A 17,211-nucleotide genomic window follows, 5' to 3' on the forward strand; every position below is an offset into this window, starting at 1 on the left:
GAGATGACAGTGGAGAACACCCGCGCGCTATTGGAAAGCTGTCTGTAGGGGGTTTAAGATTATTTTGGATACTGTTTGGTTGTGGCCGAACCATCACTGTATACTTCAGTGATGGTTACATGGGTTTTACTCTCTGAAAAGGTAATCTTGGAATCCAGATTATGGGTTCGCCATCGACCATCAATTGCTCCCCATATCACTCTGTCACCTTCAACTTTACATTTGTTTACCCATACTGTGCCGTCATCAGGCCTTTTATAGGTAACTACATATATTTCTGGATTATCAGATTGTGGTTCTGTGGTCATAATTTCTATAGGCTGGCCAAATACTGTTGCGATTGTGGCACTACAGATCATAACGGTATTCATCAGATCACCTTTTCCAATTTTATTTGTAAAGGAAACCGTAACGCAATAAATAAACAAATAAAATCAATAGTTTATATTAAAAATATCTAATATTCAGGTTTCATGTGAAACATTGCGTTCTTCGTCAATAGATATCTGGCAGCACCCCTTAACCTGATTGCGTTCGGCGAGACACCTGCGTTAGGATGAATGGTCTGATCGTCATGTCTGGAGGGGGATGCAACCAGCCAAAATGCAACCAGCCACGATACCACTTTCGAAGATACCACTGGCCACAATGCCACTTGCTACGATGCCACTGTCCGAGGTGCCGCTTGTGTCGCTTGATCTGGAAACGACCGGACTTAAACCGCAGACTGACCGGATTGTGCAAATTGGTGCGATCGGTGTTGATGTAGCTGTTGCGGCTGATCGTGCTGAGGACGATCATATTGAAATGCTGGTTGATCCGGGGATAGCGGTGCCTGCCGCAAGTACCGCGGTGCATGGCATTAATGATGCGATGCTGGCCGATGCCAAGCCCATTGCTGTCGCCCTGCCAGCTTTGCGCAGCTTTATCAATAAGCGGATCATTTTGGGCTATAATATCGGCTTTGATCTGGCCTTCCTGACCAATGAAGCCAAGCGTCAGGGGCTTGAGTGGAAATGGAGTGGTGCGTTATGTCTGCGCCAGCTGGCAACGGTTCTGCTAGGGCCGGAAGCGATGCTTATGATTGCCGATCTTGATGCGCTGGCGGCGCATTATGGGGTGCCGGTTATTGGCCGCCATACGGCACTAGGCGATGCTACCATCACTGCACAGGTTTATCACAAAATGGTGCCGCATCTGGCCGATAAATCGATTGTTACGATGGCCGATGCGTGGCGCGTGGTTGCCGATCTGGACGATATCCGCCAAGCGACTGCAAGGGCAGGGTGGATAGATGTTGCCGGTGTTCATAGCCAGCCAGGCAGTGACAAGGCCGTATCATGGATTGATCCCTATCCATATCAGCACCGGATCAGCGAAATCATGCTGACCGATCCGGTTATTATAAGTGGTGACGCCTGTGTTGGTGACGCCGCCCGCCTGATGAAACAGGGCGGGCAGGAATGTGTTTTCATCGGCAGTGACAAGGCGCATATAACGGGCATCGTTACCGAGCGCGATATTGTTCATGCCATGGCGGTTCCGATTGATGAGGTCACGCGTGCGCGATCAATCCCGCTGGCTGAAATTATGTCGGCGCCATTATTGACCGTATCGGGATCGGATTACCTGCATGTCGGGCTAGGGCGGATGAGCCGCCATGACATAAGGTTTCTGGGTGTGATCGATGAATATGGTGATCTGGCAGGGTGGATTTCGGCACGTCAACTTCTGCGGCAGCGTGTGACCAAGGCCTTGACCATAGGTGATCAGCTGGAAACCGCCCAGAATGGTGATGATCTGGCGTCAGCCTTGCAAGGCTTGCCGGCATTGGCAACGTCTTTGATTGCCGAAACAGTGCCCGGATATCAGATAACAGCGGTGATTAGCGGTCAGTATCGGGCGGCACTTGCCCGTGCTAGCCACCTGGCCGCGCGCATGATGATGGAGACTGGCAAAGGCACCCCGCCAGTAGATTATGTGGTTCTGGTATTAGGATCGGCTGGGCGTGATGAAAGCTTGCTTGCCGCCGATCAGGATCATGCGATCATTTATGCCGATAGTGAATCGGCATCCAAGAAAGAGACGCAGGCATGGTTTGAACAGCTTGGTAGCCATATATCGGATTTGCTGGATAGGGGCGGGATTCCCTATTGCAAAGGCGGGGTGATGTCGCGCCATGCGCGATGGTGCCGATCATTGTCGGGATGGCGCAAGGCGGTGCGACGGTGGGTCAAACATGCCCGTCCGGAAGATATTCTGAATGTTGATATTTTCTTTGATTTTGTTGCCGTTCACGGTAATGCAACGTTGGCACGGGATCTTGATCAGGTGATTTCCAGCCGTCTGACGCGGGACAGTGAATTTTTGAAATCATTGGCGCGCAATACAGCCGGACAGGCCAGCGGGCGCACGATCTTTGGCGGGCTGAAAACAGAAAATGGACGCTTTAATGTCAAAGCCAATGTGCTGTTACCGATGGTTGAAACCATTCGTGTGCTGGCCATTTCCCGCGGTATTACAGCGCGCACCAGCACCGCCCGAGCAAAAGCGCTGGTTCAGCTTGATGATATTCCCAATGAAGTACAACAATTATCCGAAGATATTCATATCGGGCTTGGTCTGGTTTTGCGCCAGCAAAGCAAGGATATGGCTGAAGGTTTGCCGCCTGTAAATACGATAGACCTGCGGCTGTTGACGAAGGTGGAACTTAACATTCTAAAAGCCATAGTCGGGCGGGTGGGGCGTTTGCAAACGCTGATTCAGGACGTGTTGTTCTAAATTGTGTTAATACCCACCCTAGTGCCGTCTTTGGACATGCACCCCACCCATAGTACATAGAACTGACGCATCAATGCGCAAACAGAATAGGTGCCTTGCATTCGGTGCGCATGGTTTCGGTAACGCCCCCGAACAATTTTTCCAAAGTCATTGAAAAGCCATACGCACCCATAATCACAAGATCGCAATTCTGCGCTTCCTTGAGGATCATCTGGGCGGTGTTTCGATCACGGCTGGACTCGATATTGATATTGGCGCTGATGTCATGCGCGGCAAGATAATTGGCGATATCACGAGACAGATTGGGTGTATCAGGATCTGCCAGTAGCACATCAACCTCGGTAAACCGGCTCAACATAGGCATGGCCGCCCGAAGCGCCCGTCCCGCCTGTGCCGAACCATCCCAAGCAATCAGGCAACGTCCTGACAAATCGACGATCTTGGTCTTTTCAGATAGTTGTATCGTCGCGCTGATCCCTGCTGATGCCAATCGCGGTGCCGATAATGGTGGCGCAACGATGGCGATATCAATATAGGGCGAGAGTTTTGGCCATTCATTCAGGATAAAACCATGGACGCCAAACCATTCATGCGCAACATCATGTTCATTGCATATCGCCTTAAAAGCATCACCACAACGTTTGAGGTTTCTTTCGGCATTATCAATCGATACCGTGACCAAGCTTACGTAACTTGCACCACCTCCAGAGTAATATTCCATAGTGTCTTCGGTGGCCGCAATACCAACAAGAGGCACATCAAGTTTTTTGGCGATTTGACAGGCAAGACTGATTTGCTTTTTGGGCATATCAACCGCCGTCGTCATTACAAAAGCGAGTTTCATTTCATATCCTCCGTTGCTAGGCGTCTGTCTCAAAAGAACACAAAACAACAAGCCAGAAATTGATTTCGATCAATGTTTGAACCCATAACCCCGATTAATCTCGCATCGGTAACATTAATAAGGAGATGCGTTATGCGAGGGGATATTCTGTATCTGTTGTTGGTGATCAGCGCGTTTAGCGTGTTTTTTGCCGTTATATTGTGGTTGCAGGTGACCGATGCCCGCCATCGTAGCGATCAGGCCAGCGTTAATGTACAAGCCGATCCAATGGGAAATCGCACAGATAAAACATAAAAATCATAGCTTTATTATATGTCAACGTGACCTAGGTGATATGTTGCTTTGGTGGTGATATTTTGCTTTGGTCACAAAGCCACGACATTCCCCAGAGGGTGCGTGCCACAAAAACACCCCGAAATGATGCTGATGAGGGGATTTTGGATAGCAAGCTTTGTCTAATTCAACAAAATTTGTAAATTCTGGTTAAATTCTGCGCGGCAACGATTGACGCCAGCTTTGAAGGTGGTTAAACATCCGACCGGTGTTGCATTTATTGCAAACCGCCGATGGCGGGTGTAGCTCAGTCGGTTAGAGCGCCAGTTTGTGGCACTGGAGGTCGCCGGTTCAATCCCGGTCACTCGCCCCACTCCCACTTTGTTTGGGTTGGGGTGCCTCGGAAACTAACGTTCCGGCTTGCCGGGACATGACGATAATAGACTACCGTGCTATTTACCAGTAGCCGGACATTAATCAGCTTGTGTTATGCGGGCGTGGCGGAATTGGTAGACGCGCTGGTTTTAGGTACCAGTGGCGAAAGTCGTGGGGGTTCAAGTCCCTCCGCCCGTACCACAAGGCTGAAAAGACATAAATTGAGCATCATCCGCCTGCCGTTGAACATCCGTGAGACAGGGCCTATAGGATGATCAGGTAACAAATAAAGAGCAAACATCCGTATTCATTTAGGGCGGATTTTGATCTAATTGAGAGGGAAGCACCTGTTCGATGAATATTGCCGAAACCAAAAGTGAAGGTCTGGTGCGCGAATTCGCCATTACGATTACCGCCGCCGATATCGAAACCGAAACGCAGGCCAAACTTGCCGAAATTGCCAAAACCGCAAATATGCCGGGTTTTCGCCCAGGCAAGGTGCCGATGGCTGTTGTAAAAACGCGCTTTGGTGCGCAGGTACAAGGCGATGCAATCAAAGCTGCGCTTGACGAAGGTGCGCGCAAAGCTGTTGATGATAATGGCCTTAATCTGGCTAGCCAGCCATCAGTAGATATTAAATCTTATGAAGAAGGCAAGGATCTAGAAGCGGTCTTTACCTGCGAGATTATGCCTGAGATCAAAATTCCTGATCTGTCTAAATTGTCTATCGAAAAACCAGTTTTGCCTGTTGATGAAGCGCAGATCGATGAGGCGCTGACCACGATTGCTACAGAGAACCGCCCAAGTGTCGAGGTGGCCAAGCCACGCGCCGCAAAAAAGGGTGATATTGTCGTCATTGATTTTGTTGGCAAGATTGACGGTGAACCGTTTGATGGTGGCGCTGCCGAGGGTCATTCGCTGGAACTGGGTTCAAATAGCTTCATTCCAGGCTTTGAAGACGGTTTGATTGGCGTCAAGCCAGGTGAAAGCCGCGATGTGAATGTGTCCTTCCCTGATGATTATCAGGCCCCGCATCTGGCTGGTAAAGCCGCCGTATTTGAAACCAAAGTTACGGCAATGCGTGAGCTTGGTGACGCAAAGGTTGATGAAGATCTGGCAACACGCCTTGGCTTTGAAACGATCGATGCGCTTAAAGAAGCTGTGCGTGAGCAACTGGGTGCACAGCATGCAACCGCTTTGCGTCAGGCTGTGAAAAAGAACGTTCTTGATGGTCTTGCCGATGGTGAAGCCTTTGACGTGCCGCCATCATTGTTCAAGCAAGAATATGAATCAGTGGCCCGGGCGATGAATCCGGCTGCGTCTGAACATAATCACGATCACGATCACGATCACGATCATGATCACGACCACGCTCATCCAGCTGCGGATGAAGGCATGGATGATGATGCGAAAGCCGAAGCCACGTCAGTAGCTGAACGCCGTGTTCGTCTTGGTCTGCTACTGACCGAAATTGGCCGTGACAGTAAAATCGAAGTGACCGAAGCCGATACCCAGCGTGCGGTTATCGAAGAAGCGCGACGTTATCCGGGACAAGAGCAGATGGTCATGGAATATTTCCAGAAAAACCAACAAGCTCTGCAACAACTGGCTGGCCCCATCTTTGAAGATAAGGTTATCGATTATATTCTTGAACTGGCGAAAGTGACCGAAGTAACAACCGACGTCGATACGCTGTATAAAGCACCTGAAGAGGTTGCCCCAGCTAAGAAAGCGTCCAAAAAGTCTGCCAAGACATCAGCAGCCAAGAAACCAGCTACCAAAACGGCGGTAGCGAAGAAAACAGCCGCTAAAAAGGCACCTGCCAAAAAAGCCGCAAAGAAGAAGTCATAATTATATAAAGTATGCCGCCTATATAGCGGTTGATTTGGCCATATAAATGCAAGCGGGTTCAATATAATCTTGAACCCGCTTCTTTATTTCCCATATAGTCTTAGTCAATATCGGTGCCTACCAATCTGAATTATCTTATTAGCTTGACGAGCTGCAAGCGACTCATCCAATGCAGGAGACTATAATGCGTGATTATGAAGTAGCTAAATCGAACTTTGATCCGATGGCTAATCTGGTGCCAATGGTGGTCGAACAGACTAACCGTGGCGAGCGCTCTTATGATATTTTTTCGCGGCTTCTTAAAGAACGTATCATTTTCCTGAATGGTCCGGTTGATGATACCACTGCCTCGCTTGTATGTTCGCAGTTGTTGTTTTTGGAGTCCGAAAACCCGACCAAAGATATTTCGATGTATATCAATTCGCCAGGTGGCATTGTGACCTCTGGTCTGGCGATATATGACACGATGGAATATATCCGCCCCGACGTATCAACCGTATGTATGGGGCAGGCGGCGTCAATGGGCTCGCTATTATTGATGGCTGGTGCCGCTGGCAAGCGCTATTCATTGCCTAATGCACGGATTATGACACATCAGCCATCAGGTGGCTTCTCGGGTCAGGCAAGTGATATTGAAATTCACGCCAGGGAGATTCTTGATTTGCGAAAGCGTCTTAATGGCATGTATGTCAAGCATACAGGCAAGACCCTGAAAGATGTCGAGAAAATCATGGAGCGCGACACCTTCATGACTGCCGAGGATGCCCAGAAATTCGGCCTGATTGATGAAGTTGTCGAGAAGCGCCCAGCTGGAAAAGATGAAAAGGCATCATAGACTGAATATGCGTAAATGTGGCTTTTTGGCAACAAACTGCTTAATTTTGAATTATAGGCACGGTTTTTGCGGGTGATAGCCAGATTTAAATTGTAACTGTATATAAGGCAGTTTTAGACTAACGTTTGTAATAGCTGGAAAAGGGCGACATTGGCCGTTCCAGCACTGGAAAATCGTCAGGAGCCGTCAGATGGCAAAATCAGAAGATAGTGATAAAAGCACGCTTTTCTGTTCTTTTTGCGGGAAAAGCCAGCATGAAGTTCGTAAACTCATCGCTGGACCAACAGTATTTATTTGCGATGAATGCGTCGAATTATGCATGGATATCATCCGTGAAGAGCATAAAACCGCATTATCCAAAAGTCATGACGGTGTTCCAACACCAGCTGATATCCTGGCCGTGCTTGATGGCTATGTCATTGGTCAGTCGCGGGCTAAGCGCGTTTTGTCAGTCGCTGTGCATAATCATTATAAACGTCTGGCAAATGCTGGCCGCACAGGCGACGTGGAAATTTCAAAGTCAAACATTCTGCTGGTTGGCCCGACAGGCTGTGGCAAGACTCTATTAGCGCAAACTTTGGCGCGGATGCTTGACGTGCCATTTACCATGGCTGATGCCACAACATTAACCGAAGCTGGCTATGTTGGTGAAGACGTTGAAAATATCATTCTCAAACTTCTACAGGCCGCCGATTATAACGTTGAACGCGCCCAGCGTGGTATTGTCTATATCGATGAGGTCGATAAGATTTCACGTAAAGCAGATAACCCGTCAATCACCCGCGACGTATCAGGAGAAGGTGTGCAGCAGGCGTTATTGAAGATTATGGAAGGCACGGTTGCGTCGGTACCGCCACAAGGCGGCCGAAAGCATCCACAGCAGGAATTCCTGCAGGTTGATACAACCAACATCCTATTTATCTGCGGTGGTGCTTTTGCCGGACTAGATAAATTGATTGCAGGCCGTGATACAGGTGCCGGTATTGGCTTTGGTGCTGATGTACGTGATCCTGACGATCGCAAGATTGGCGAACTTTTAGGGTCGCTGGAACCAGAAGATCTGATCAAATTTGGCCTTATCCCTGAATTTGTCGGACGTTTGCCGGTGATTGCGACGCTTGAGGATCTCGATGAAGAAGCTCTTGTCCGTATTCTGACCGAACCAAAAAATGCGCTTGTAAAGCAATATGAAAAACTGTTCGAGATGGATGATGTCCGGCTTGAATTCCGTGATGATGCCTTGCGGGCTGTGGCACAAAAAGCGATTGCGCGTAAGACTGGCGCGCGTGGCTTGCGTTCGATCATGGAAAACATTCTTATGGAACCGATGTTTGATATCCCGACGAGTGGCGATATTGAAGAGGTGGTCATCAACGGTGACGTTGTTGAGGGTGGGGCGCAGCCGTTGGTTGTTCATGCTAAAAAGTCCAAAGAGGCTGATAGCAGCGCCTAAGGCCGCATTTCCGTCGTCAAAACCTTGAAATAAACGCTGTACTGCCCATATGGAATTGGCAGGCAATGCGTCTGTGTGAACAAATTGATCGCCGAGGAATTTAGCTAATGTCAGACAAAGCTTCAATTGCGCTACCTATATTGCCGTTACGTGATATTGTTGTGTTTCCGCACATGATTGTGCCGCTGTTTGTCGGTCGTGAAAAATCTATCAAGGCTCTTGAAGCCGTGATGGCCGAAGAAAAGCAAATCATTCTGGTAACGCAGACTGAAGCTGATATTGAAGATCCAGATGCCGATGGATTGCATCGTGTTGGTACCGTTGGATCAATTCTGCAACTTTTGAAATTACCAGATGGTGCTGTTAAGGTGCTGGTTGAAGGCGGTGAGCGCGTTGAACTGAACCTTGATAGTTTGCGCGCGCAGGATGGTTTTCTGACTGTCGAAGCCATGCCTATGGAGCAGACTGGCGATCTTGGTGCAGATACCGAAGCGCTGGCCGCTACAACGGTTCAACAGTTTGAACAGTATCTTAAGCTGAATAAGAAAATAGCGTCAGAAGTGTTGAATGCGATCGAACAGGTCGACGAAGCTGACAAGATCGCAGATATGATCGCGTCACATCTATCCGTCAAGATCGACGAAAAGCAGGAATTGCTGGAAATTCTGGACGTTCACGAACGGCTAGAAAAAGTGTTTGGTGCGATGGAAACCGAAATTGGCGCCTTGCAGGTCGAAAAACGCGTGCGCAACCGAGTTAAGCGCCAGATGGAAAAGACCCAGCGCGAATATTATCTCAATGAGCAGATGAAAGCCATCCAGAAGGAATTGGGTGATGGCGAAGATGGTGGCAATGAGCTAGATGAGCTTGAATCCCAGCTTTCCGATTTGAAAATGCCGAAAGCTGCGCGCGAAAAGGCAGATGCCGAGTTGAAAAAGCTGCGCAATATGGGCCCCATGAGCGCCGAAGCAACCGTTGTGCGCAATTATCTGGATTGGATGCTGGCATTGCCCTGGAAAAAGGCAACGCGTCTTAAAAAGGATATTATCAAGGCGCGCGAAATTCTTGATGCAGATCATTATGGTCTGGACAAGGTTAAGGATCGCATCGTCGAATTTCTGGCTGTTCAGCAACGTACGCGGAGCATGAAAGGCCCTATTCTGTGCCTTGTTGGCCCGCCGGGTGTTGGTAAAACGTCGCTAGGCAAATCGATTGCCCGTGCCACAGGACGTAAATATGTTCGTATGGCATTGGGTGGTGTTCGTGATGAAGCTGAAATCCGTGGTCATCGGCGCACCTATATCGGGTCAATGCCTGGCAAGATCGTTCAGGGCATGAAGAAGGCGGAATCAAATAACCCGCTGTTTCTGCTAGATGAAATTGATAAATTAGGCGCTGACTGGCGCGGTGATCCAACATCGGCATTGCTTGAAGTTCTGGATCCAGCACAAAATAACAGTTTCGCTGACCATTATATGGAAGTCGAATTCGATCTATCGAATGTGATGTTCGTTACAACAGCCAATACGCTGAATATGCCACAGCCGCTGATGGATCGGATGGAGATTATCCGTCTGTCTGGGTACACTGAAGATGAGAAGTTGGAAATTGCCAAGCGGCATTTGATCAACCGTCAGCTTGAAGATCATGGTTTAAAAGATGGTGAGTTGTCGATTTCTGACGATGCGATACGCATGATGGTTCAACGATATACACGGGAAGCTGGTGTTCGTAACCTTGAACGTGAAATCGCCAAAGTCGCGCGTAAAGCCGTGACCTCAATCGTAAGTGGTAAGTCTGTATCGGCGGCTGTGACAGCGGCGAATTTGGAAGATTATCTTGGAGTGCCTAAATTCCGCCATGGTGAAATTGAGGCCGAGAATCAGGTTGGTGTCACCACTGGTCTGGCCTGGACAGAAGTTGGTGGCGAATTGCTGCAAATTGAGGCGGTTCGTGTTCCCGGCAAGGGCAAGGTTAGTGCGACAGGTAAATTAGGCGATGTGATGAAGGAGTCGATTCAGGCGGCTGAATTTTTCATCAAGTCACGTGCAGAATCATATGGTATTGATCTTGCGGACCTAGCCAAGCATGACCTGCATGTGCATGTGCCCGAAGGGGCAACGCCCAAGGATGGCCCCTCGGCTGGTGTTGCTATGGCAACGTCAATTATTTCCGCGGTTACAGGCATAGCTGTGCGCCGGAATGTTGCGATGACAGGTGAGATCACATTGCGCGGGCGTGTACTTCCCATTGGCGGGCTTAAGGAAAAGTTACTGGCCGCCCTTCGCGGGGGTCTGACGACGGTTCTGATTCCCAAGGAAAATGAAAAAGACCTTGTTGAAATTCCTGATAATGTCAAAGAAGGTCTGACAATCATTCCTGTTGCCATGGTTGATGAGGCCTTGTCAGCGGCGCTTGTCGAAGAACCATTGCCCAAATCCATTGGTGCCGGATCCGATTCAGACGCCCAAGCGGCTGTGAAATTACCTGAAGCAGGCGATACGGGTGATGATTTTGTCGCCCATTAAGCCTGATTTTGGCCTGTAACAGGCCATTTAACTGAAATTTTTCTATATTTTGGCTGATATGCGCGTTTTTGTTTGGTGTTTAAGTGAATAAGTGTGTTAATTTCTGCATATATAAAAACAACTAACACCACCAAAGAGAGGTTCCCATGAACAAAAATGATCTTGTTTCTGAGGTTGCAGAGTCATCTGGTTTGACAAAAGCTGACGCGGGTCGCGCAGTTGATGCTGTTTTTGAAAGCATCCAAGGCGCATTGAAATCAGGTGGCGACGTAAGAATTGTTGGATTTGGTACTTTTTCTGTCGCGCATCGCGCTGCCACAACTGGCCGTAACCCAAGAACGGGTGAGACCATCCAAATTAAAGCATCAAAGCAACCCAAGTTTAAAGCGGGTGCTCCTTTGAAAGAAGCCGTTAACAGCTAATTTTGTGTATCTTTTTCAACGCCGACCTTGTATAAGGGTCGGCGTTGTCATTGGCGGTTTACCTGATTAAACCGTCATTCATGATTTCTTGAAATATTACTGATAGAAACCAGATTGATCTGGGGTCTTCAAATGGGTGCTTAGCTCAGCTGGGAGAGCAATTCGTTTACACCGAATAGGTCGGGGGTTCGAGCCCCTCAGCACCCACCATTATCCCATGAAACTTTTGCAGTTTCCGCTTTTATTCCCTTCAGCATTGACCATCCATTATGTTTCGTTAGTCTAATGATGTGAATTTTGCGTCAGGTCTGTGTTTATGCGTATTTTTATTCCGTTATTCATCTTTTTTGTTAGTCTGTTACCGTCATTAGCTTCTGCCCATCAATGCAAGCTGGAGAATGGATCAACCGAGGCTATCCTGGTTTACAATAGTTGCAAGGCTGACCTTGCGGCAGGAATGTCCCAGCACCAATCAGATGCCAGAAAACCACGAAGCGATCGCGAATTGGCACTTGAAGATGAGAATCTTCAGTTACGGCAAAAGCTGGGCGCAATAAGGAACGATTTGTTGGATATTCTTAGAGATCTGCCTAATTAGGCTGGGTATCAGCCATGAGATATAGTTAAAAACATATATGTAAATTACCGCTACACTGTGATCTGTATTATGTCAGGGAGCCCCCCATGTTTATGAAGGTTTTTATCCGCACATTTCCATCAGCTGAAGAATGCGAACTTTTCGAGTCCATTCTGCAAACAAAATGGCCTGATTTGTTAAAACAGGTTCCAGGTGTGAGGTTTCGGGCATTGAGTAATAAGCAGGCACCGCATGTCAGTATCGTGGTCTGGGAATTCCCTGATGAGAATAGTCAGCGTCTTATAGAAAAAATGATCGATAACAATATTAGTCGTTTTGCCAAAACACTGGCACCAAAGACGATGACAGTCAGTGGTCAGGTAATGATGGATTTTGGCGATCTATATGCAGGCAAAGCCTAGCTTTAATTGGCTATATTTTTCCGTCGGTTGCGGATTCTATTGCGGATCCAGATGACCAGAATAATTGTTGAAATAATACCTGCCGATACCCCAAGACCTAAAATCAGCTTTACTGATCCCATATCTGCCAGCGTTTCTTTAACGCATAATGCAACATCAGCCGCGTTCGCGCATTTGGCCTCGGCTTGTGGGCGATATTGTGCGTAATTTGTTGTTTCAGCTGTGTAGATCCCATGTGTGGCTAGCATACCAATGATAATAAAGCCAAGCAGAAGAACGGCCAGAAACGCCTGAAAGACACGCATGAAAAATGTAAAAACCGTCGTCAGCATTAGGCCACCATCCTCAAAAGCAATTGAATTTATGATATAGCGCGCAATCCCAATAAAAAGAATGGAAAAGTAATAAAAAACACAGGTTCCGTTGCGCTTCGTCTTGACAGTTGTCATGCACTGATTTAGACCAAGCACACCTTAAGCGAATGGTGCAGGTTTTGACAAAGCACCGCGTTTATATTGCGCTTGGGGGTGTAGCTCAGTTGGTTAGAGCGCTGGCCTGTCACGCCAGAGGCCGCGGGTTCGAGTCCCGTCACTCCCGCCATTTCCCACAATATAAGTAAAGATAAATGGTTCGTCGCACCGACCATGCTGTCTTGATATGTATATCTTCGAATAGTGATCTGATATAGCCCAATAGCCTATTTAGGGGGGGTTTGGACAATCTCGAAGCCATAAGCCTGCTATCGCTTCACATCATCAAATTTTAACAAAAATTTTACGATTCTTGATCCAGATCAAAGTGTCTAAATACGGATGTTTGTTAGTCTTTGTTTTGGCTAATCATGGTCAAGACAACCGAGGAAAGGAGGCCTTCATGCCTATAAAACATTTACCATCAATTTTTGGAATGCGTCCGCTGGATATTAATCGTGTCTTTCATGAATTAGATAGTCTTGCGCCGTTAATGTCACACCGGAATAGCGGTGGTAGCATCTATCCGAAGCTCGATATTCGTGCCACAGAAGATGATGTGGAAATTTCCGTTGAGTTGCCAGGCGTTAAAAGTGATGATGTTACTATTTCAGTGTCTGATAATACGCTGATTATTAGCGGTGAAAAAGCCACCGAAGACGAGCGTGACGAAAAGGATTTTTACCTTGTTGAGCGATCCTATGGGGCTTTTGAACGAAGCATTCCATTGAACTTCAAGCCTGATCCAGAAAAGGTGAAAGCTACGTTTGATAATGGTGTTCTAGTGATTAAAATTGAACAATCACAGGACGATATTACCAAAACCCACGACATAAAAATCACCTCATCCGCATGATGGATGTTGTGGCTGTTACATCTGGAATATGGTGATGGTGTGGCAGACCAATAAAGTTGAACTCTGGCTAGATGATTTGCCAGTGCCATCACCATTTGGTAATAAATATGATCGTGGTCATGCGGTCATTATTGGCGCGCCTGAGCTAACGGGTGCCACTAGGCTTGCCGCTTCATCATGTGCACGCGTTGGTGCCGGGCTTGTGACAGTGGTGGCGCAAGAGGCCAACACCATCTACCGATCGTCATTACCGCCTGAAATCATGGTGAGAGACAATAATTATACAGCGCTGACAACACCTGCAGTCATTCTGGCGGGGTGCGGTGGCGTTGCCCCACAAATATTTCAGACGCTTCGAACAAGATTTACAGATTGCTTGTGGGTGCTTGATGCAGACGCCATTATAAAGACCTTATCACAAGGCAAACGGCCAGAGAAAATGGTAATAACACCACATCAAGGCGAGTTTGATCGTTCATTCCCCAAAACATCTGGAAGCCGAGTGGAACAAGCCCATAAGGTAGCAAAATTTTACAATAGCATGGTTATTTTAAAGGGTCCCCGCACGGTTATTGCCAGTCCAGACGGTCGGATAGTGGTGAATGTTCATGCTAGCCCCTATCTGGCAAGCGCTGGAACAGGCGATGTTCTGGCTGGTGTGGTCGCTGGTTTGATTGCACAAGCGATGCCCCCCTTTGAAGCCTGTTGTGCGGCTGTCTGGATACATGGTGACGCGGCGCGACGATTTGGCCCTGGCATGGTCGCAGGTGATATCCCGAATTTAGTGCCAAGCATTCTTGGCGATATACTTAAATTGCGTCATGAGACCACCGCAGACACAGTACCAACATAGACATAATGATCCTGATACGCGCTGTTTTGTCATGGCGTAACTATTTTGCATTGTTAAAATATTAGGTGTTCCTCGGGTTTTGCATTACAGATGGACTGTGCGTTTGTGATCGTCGGTTCTACAGGTGCAATTTATGCTTGTCGTTAGGGGAAATTGGTTAGTTATGTTGCAAGCAACAGGCATCTGGTTCAGGACAAGATTTACCCCGCGTCAGATCAGCTTCATGCTGATGCTGGTATCGATGATATGCTTGCCGGGTATGGATGCCATCGTTAAATATATGTCGCAAAGTCTGCCTGTCATGGAAATTATCTGGGCGCGCTATACGGGGCATTTCGTGGTTATACTGCTAGTATTTGCACCCCAATTGTCAAAAGTGCTCAAAACATCCAATATTAAAATTCAACTGGCTCGCTCTGTTGCTTTGTTTTGTACGACGATGCTGTTTTTTCAGGCTTTGCAATTTATCGAGCAGGGTCAGGCAACGGCCATCTTTCAGATTGCCCCCATGATCATGACGGTGCTGGCTGTCATATTTCTCAAAGAACGTTTAGGACCACGCCGAATCATTAGTCTGATTGCCGGATTTGTCGGTGCGATGATCATCATCCAGCCACAGGCAGAACAATTTACCCTTGCCAGTTGTCTGCCGCTTGCCGCAGCTGCTAGCTATGCTGTCTATTCGATTCTGACACGCTATCTGGGGGCGGCGGAATCTGCCTATACGACATTGATCTACACGGCAGGGTTTGGCGCGATTGTCAGCTCGATCATACTTCCCTTTATATGGGTGCCACCTGAAACAGCTTTCGATATATTTTTGTTGCTGTTGATACCTATGATTGGTGGTATTGGGCATTTAACGCTGATTCAGGCACTGCAATTGACCGAAGCCAGCGATCTGGCGCCGATGAATTATCTGACGCTGGTCTTTGCCATGGTGTGGGGCGGCTTGATCTTTGCCGAGGTGCCAACGCCATCTACGCTGGCAGGTGGCTGTCTCATTGTTGTGTCTGGCTTATATCTCATTCGTCGATCACGTGGCCGTTCATGATGGATCTGAAAGTCAAAAATAATGGCGGGTAAGTTTGCATTTCTCTCGATCAAGACAATCCCAACGCTGTTCTGGAGCGCGCCTAAGCCGTTGACCATGCGTCCACCATTACGGTCCTTTGTGATTTTATGTTTTGGATTGGCTTTGTTTGGTCTTGGTGAGGCACTGTTGATTGCTTCAGCTGCAGGTGTCAGCCCATGGACTGTGTTTGCCGAGGGCGTGACCAATGTGACAGGCTGGAGCATTGGGCTGGCAACCTTCATCATCAGCGTTTGTGTTCTGCTGACATGGATTCCTTTGCGCCAGATTCCCGGCATTGGGACAATTGCAAATGCGATTATCATCGCGTTGATGCTGGATTTTTCATTGCCCTATCTGCCCAAACCGGACGGTTTTATGCTTCAATCGCTACAAGCGCTCATCGGGGTTCTGGTAACCGGTCTTGGTGGCGGCATCTATCTTATTGCCAATCTGGGGCCAGGGCCGCGTGATGGTCTGATGACGGGGCTTCAACAGCTTACCAATTTGCCTATCGCATGGGTGCGTAGCGGTATTGAAATATCGGTTGTGATTATTGGCTGGTATCTGGGCGGTACAGTTGGTCTGGGCACCATATTATTTGCGTTCCTGATTGGCCCATCGGTAGCCGCCAGCCTGTATGGTTTGCAGGCTTTGTTTGGAAAAAAGCCCGTATCCCAGAGATAAATTTCAGACATAAAAGCGCGCCCCTCAGCGCGCTTTGTTATATGTGTTTTGGATCGTTAGTAATGAAGTGGTTATCTATTTGTAACCACAAACGAGCCTGAAAAGGGGCCACTTCCTACATCATTAGGGACGGTATCGCCATCTTCATTGAAGAACTGCACACCATAATTCGTGATGTTGAAGTTAAACTGCATATTGATGGTATCCGCCGATATGGTGAAAGGGTTGGTCAAATTGATAAGCCCAACCAACCGATCAGCATTTGTACATAGCACCTTATTGCCGCGGCCTGTCACAACAGTTTCTTTGTCCAATGCACCAGGTTTATCGAGAGAAGCGCTGGTGATATAGGCGCTGATTGTTCCTACATCTACAGGCGCATCAAGATATTCTGGATCACATGCATTAGAGCCACTGCTTGGATCATCTTCGCCAAAATTTTTCAAAGACTCTGAAAAATTGACCGATGGGCCAGTAGTATTCAGGTCCTGATCAGCTTCGCTGTAATAGGTATTGGTGCCATCATTAAAAGACGCCCGTAACCCAAACGTAGTACCCATAACCATATATGGGTATTTATAGGTGCCATTGGCTGGTCTGGTAGATACACCGTCAAGCTCTGTATTGCCACCAATTACCGATACGAAATCATAGGTAAAACCAGCGGTATTTACAAAAGTCGTCGAACATACGTCACGGTTAAAGCTTGTTCCTGTCATCGGGTTTGCCGTGCAAACACCCATCTCATAGATCACGACTTCATAGCGCTCAGGCGTTGTCCGGCATACTGAACCAGTTTCAAATACACCTTCACATACGGGTGTGTAGCCACTATCGGTAACAGCATAGCTAAGATGTGCACATGACAGAGCCATAAAAAGGGCGGTTAAATATATAGTAATCTGTTTCATC

At 47.8% G+C, this 17,211-nt stretch carries 17 protein-coding genes and 4 tRNA genes; 17 read left to right on the forward strand and 4 right to left on the reverse strand.

What is annotated here, in order from left to right:
- Positions 1 to 59: 59 nt before the first annotated feature.
- Positions 60 to 371 carry a hypothetical protein gene (locus SAR116_RS00575; RefSeq protein ID WP_049757462.1) on the reverse strand — a complete coding sequence of 104 codons (312 nt, stop codon included), beginning with the start codon at positions 369 to 371 and terminating at the stop codon, positions 60 to 62.
- Between the two features lie 217 nt (positions 372 to 588).
- On the opposite strand from SAR116_RS00575, the gene SAR116_RS00580 reads away from it, so the two are divergent.
- On the forward strand, positions 589 to 2,781 hold the full coding sequence (locus SAR116_RS00580) for a DUF294 nucleotidyltransferase-like domain-containing protein (protein ID WP_013044991.1): 2,193 nt from the start codon (positions 589 to 591) through the stop codon (positions 2,779 to 2,781).
- Positions 2,782 to 2,851: 70 nt separating this feature from the next.
- Here the strand turns inward: SAR116_RS00580 and SAR116_RS00585 are convergent, their stop codons facing one another.
- Positions 2,852 to 3,625 carry a universal stress protein gene (locus SAR116_RS00585; protein WP_013044992.1) on the reverse strand — a complete coding sequence of 258 codons (774 nt, stop codon included), beginning with the start codon at positions 3,623 to 3,625 and terminating at the stop codon, positions 2,852 to 2,854.
- A gap of 132 nt (positions 3,626 to 3,757) precedes the next feature.
- Here SAR116_RS00585 and SAR116_RS13655 point away from each other — a divergent pair, with 132 nt between their 5' ends.
- From SAR116_RS13655 to SAR116_RS00635, 11 genes are all read left to right on the forward strand, one after another.
- Entirely contained in the window at positions 3,758 to 3,919 is a 162-nt protein-coding gene (locus tag SAR116_RS13655) for a hypothetical protein (RefSeq protein ID WP_013044993.1), read from the forward strand.
- 275 nt (positions 3,920 to 4,194) lie between these two features.
- Positions 4,195 to 4,271 (forward strand) — tRNA-His (locus SAR116_RS00590).
- Between the two features lie 118 nt (positions 4,272 to 4,389).
- Positions 4,390 to 4,474: transfer RNA gene (locus tag SAR116_RS00595), tRNA-Leu, on the forward strand.
- 153 nt (positions 4,475 to 4,627) lie between these two features.
- Complete coding sequence (gene tig / locus SAR116_RS00600; protein WP_013044994.1) at positions 4,628 to 6,124, forward strand: trigger factor; 1,497 nt, start codon at positions 4,628 to 4,630, stop codon at positions 6,122 to 6,124.
- Between the two features lie 184 nt (positions 6,125 to 6,308).
- On the forward strand, positions 6,309 to 6,959 hold the full coding sequence (gene clpP, locus SAR116_RS00605) for an ATP-dependent Clp endopeptidase proteolytic subunit ClpP (RefSeq protein ID WP_013044995.1): 651 nt from the start codon (positions 6,309 to 6,311) through the stop codon (positions 6,957 to 6,959).
- A gap of 190 nt (positions 6,960 to 7,149) precedes the next feature.
- The gene (gene clpX / locus SAR116_RS00610) at positions 7,150 to 8,412 is read left to right on the forward strand and encodes an ATP-dependent Clp protease ATP-binding subunit ClpX (RefSeq protein ID WP_013044996.1); all 1,263 of its coding nucleotides are present in this window, start codon (positions 7,150 to 7,152) and stop codon (positions 8,410 to 8,412) included.
- A 107-nt stretch (positions 8,413 to 8,519) separates the two neighbouring features.
- Positions 8,520 to 10,940 carry an endopeptidase La gene (gene lon / locus SAR116_RS00615; protein WP_013044997.1) on the forward strand — a complete coding sequence of 807 codons (2,421 nt, stop codon included), beginning with the start codon at positions 8,520 to 8,522 and terminating at the stop codon, positions 10,938 to 10,940.
- Between the two features lie 146 nt (positions 10,941 to 11,086).
- Positions 11,087 to 11,362 (forward strand): HU family DNA-binding protein, encoded by a 276-nt coding sequence (locus SAR116_RS00620; RefSeq protein ID WP_013044998.1) that lies wholly within the window; start codon positions 11,087 to 11,089, stop codon positions 11,360 to 11,362.
- Positions 11,363 to 11,496: 134 nt separating this feature from the next.
- A tRNA-Val gene (locus SAR116_RS00625) sits at positions 11,497 to 11,572 on the forward strand.
- 106 nt (positions 11,573 to 11,678) lie between these two features.
- Positions 11,679 to 11,960: a hypothetical protein gene (locus SAR116_RS00630; protein WP_013044999.1), complete on the forward strand. Its 282-nt coding sequence runs from the start codon at positions 11,679 to 11,681 to the stop codon at positions 11,958 to 11,960.
- An 86-nt stretch (positions 11,961 to 12,046) separates the two neighbouring features.
- The gene (locus SAR116_RS00635; RefSeq protein WP_013045000.1) at positions 12,047 to 12,361 is read left to right on the forward strand and encodes a transcriptional regulator; all 315 of its coding nucleotides are present in this window, start codon (positions 12,047 to 12,049) and stop codon (positions 12,359 to 12,361) included.
- Positions 12,362 to 12,363: 2 nt separating this feature from the next.
- On the opposite strand, the gene SAR116_RS00640 is transcribed toward SAR116_RS00635, so the two are convergent.
- Positions 12,364 to 12,693: a hypothetical protein gene (locus SAR116_RS00640; protein ID WP_148212222.1), complete on the reverse strand. Its 330-nt coding sequence runs from the start codon at positions 12,691 to 12,693 to the stop codon at positions 12,364 to 12,366.
- A 191-nt stretch (positions 12,694 to 12,884) separates the two neighbouring features.
- Between SAR116_RS00640 and SAR116_RS00645 the strand changes: the two genes are divergently transcribed.
- From SAR116_RS00645 to yczE, 5 genes are all read left to right on the forward strand, one after another.
- Positions 12,885 to 12,961: transfer RNA gene (locus SAR116_RS00645), tRNA-Asp, on the forward strand.
- Positions 12,962 to 13,234: 273 nt separating this feature from the next.
- A complete protein-coding gene (locus SAR116_RS00650) occupies positions 13,235 to 13,687 on the forward strand; it encodes an Hsp20/alpha crystallin family protein (protein ID WP_013045002.1) in 453 nt (150 codons plus the stop codon).
- A 34-nt stretch (positions 13,688 to 13,721) separates the two neighbouring features.
- Positions 13,722 to 14,540 carry an NAD(P)H-hydrate dehydratase gene (locus SAR116_RS00655; RefSeq protein ID WP_190275456.1) on the forward strand — a complete coding sequence of 273 codons (819 nt, stop codon included), beginning with the start codon at positions 13,722 to 13,724 and terminating at the stop codon, positions 14,538 to 14,540.
- 133 nt (positions 14,541 to 14,673) lie between these two features.
- Positions 14,674 to 15,594: a DMT family transporter gene (locus tag SAR116_RS00660; protein WP_083775240.1), complete on the forward strand. Its 921-nt coding sequence runs from the start codon at positions 14,674 to 14,676 to the stop codon at positions 15,592 to 15,594.
- 21 nt (positions 15,595 to 15,615) lie between these two features.
- Positions 15,616 to 16,299 carry a membrane protein YczE gene (gene yczE / locus SAR116_RS00665; RefSeq protein WP_013045005.1) on the forward strand — a complete coding sequence of 228 codons (684 nt, stop codon included), beginning with the start codon at positions 15,616 to 15,618 and terminating at the stop codon, positions 16,297 to 16,299.
- Positions 16,300 to 16,370: 71 nt separating this feature from the next.
- On the opposite strand, the gene SAR116_RS00670 is transcribed toward yczE, so the two are convergent.
- Complete coding sequence (locus SAR116_RS00670; protein ID WP_013045006.1) at positions 16,371 to 17,210, reverse strand: hypothetical protein; 840 nt, start codon at positions 17,208 to 17,210, stop codon at positions 16,371 to 16,373.
- Position 17,211: the final 1 nt, after the last annotated feature.

The sequence above is a fragment of the Candidatus Puniceispirillum marinum IMCC1322 genome (assembly GCF_000024465.1).
Classification (GTDB): domain Bacteria; phylum Pseudomonadota; class Alphaproteobacteria; order Puniceispirillales; family Puniceispirillaceae; genus Puniceispirillum; species Puniceispirillum marinum.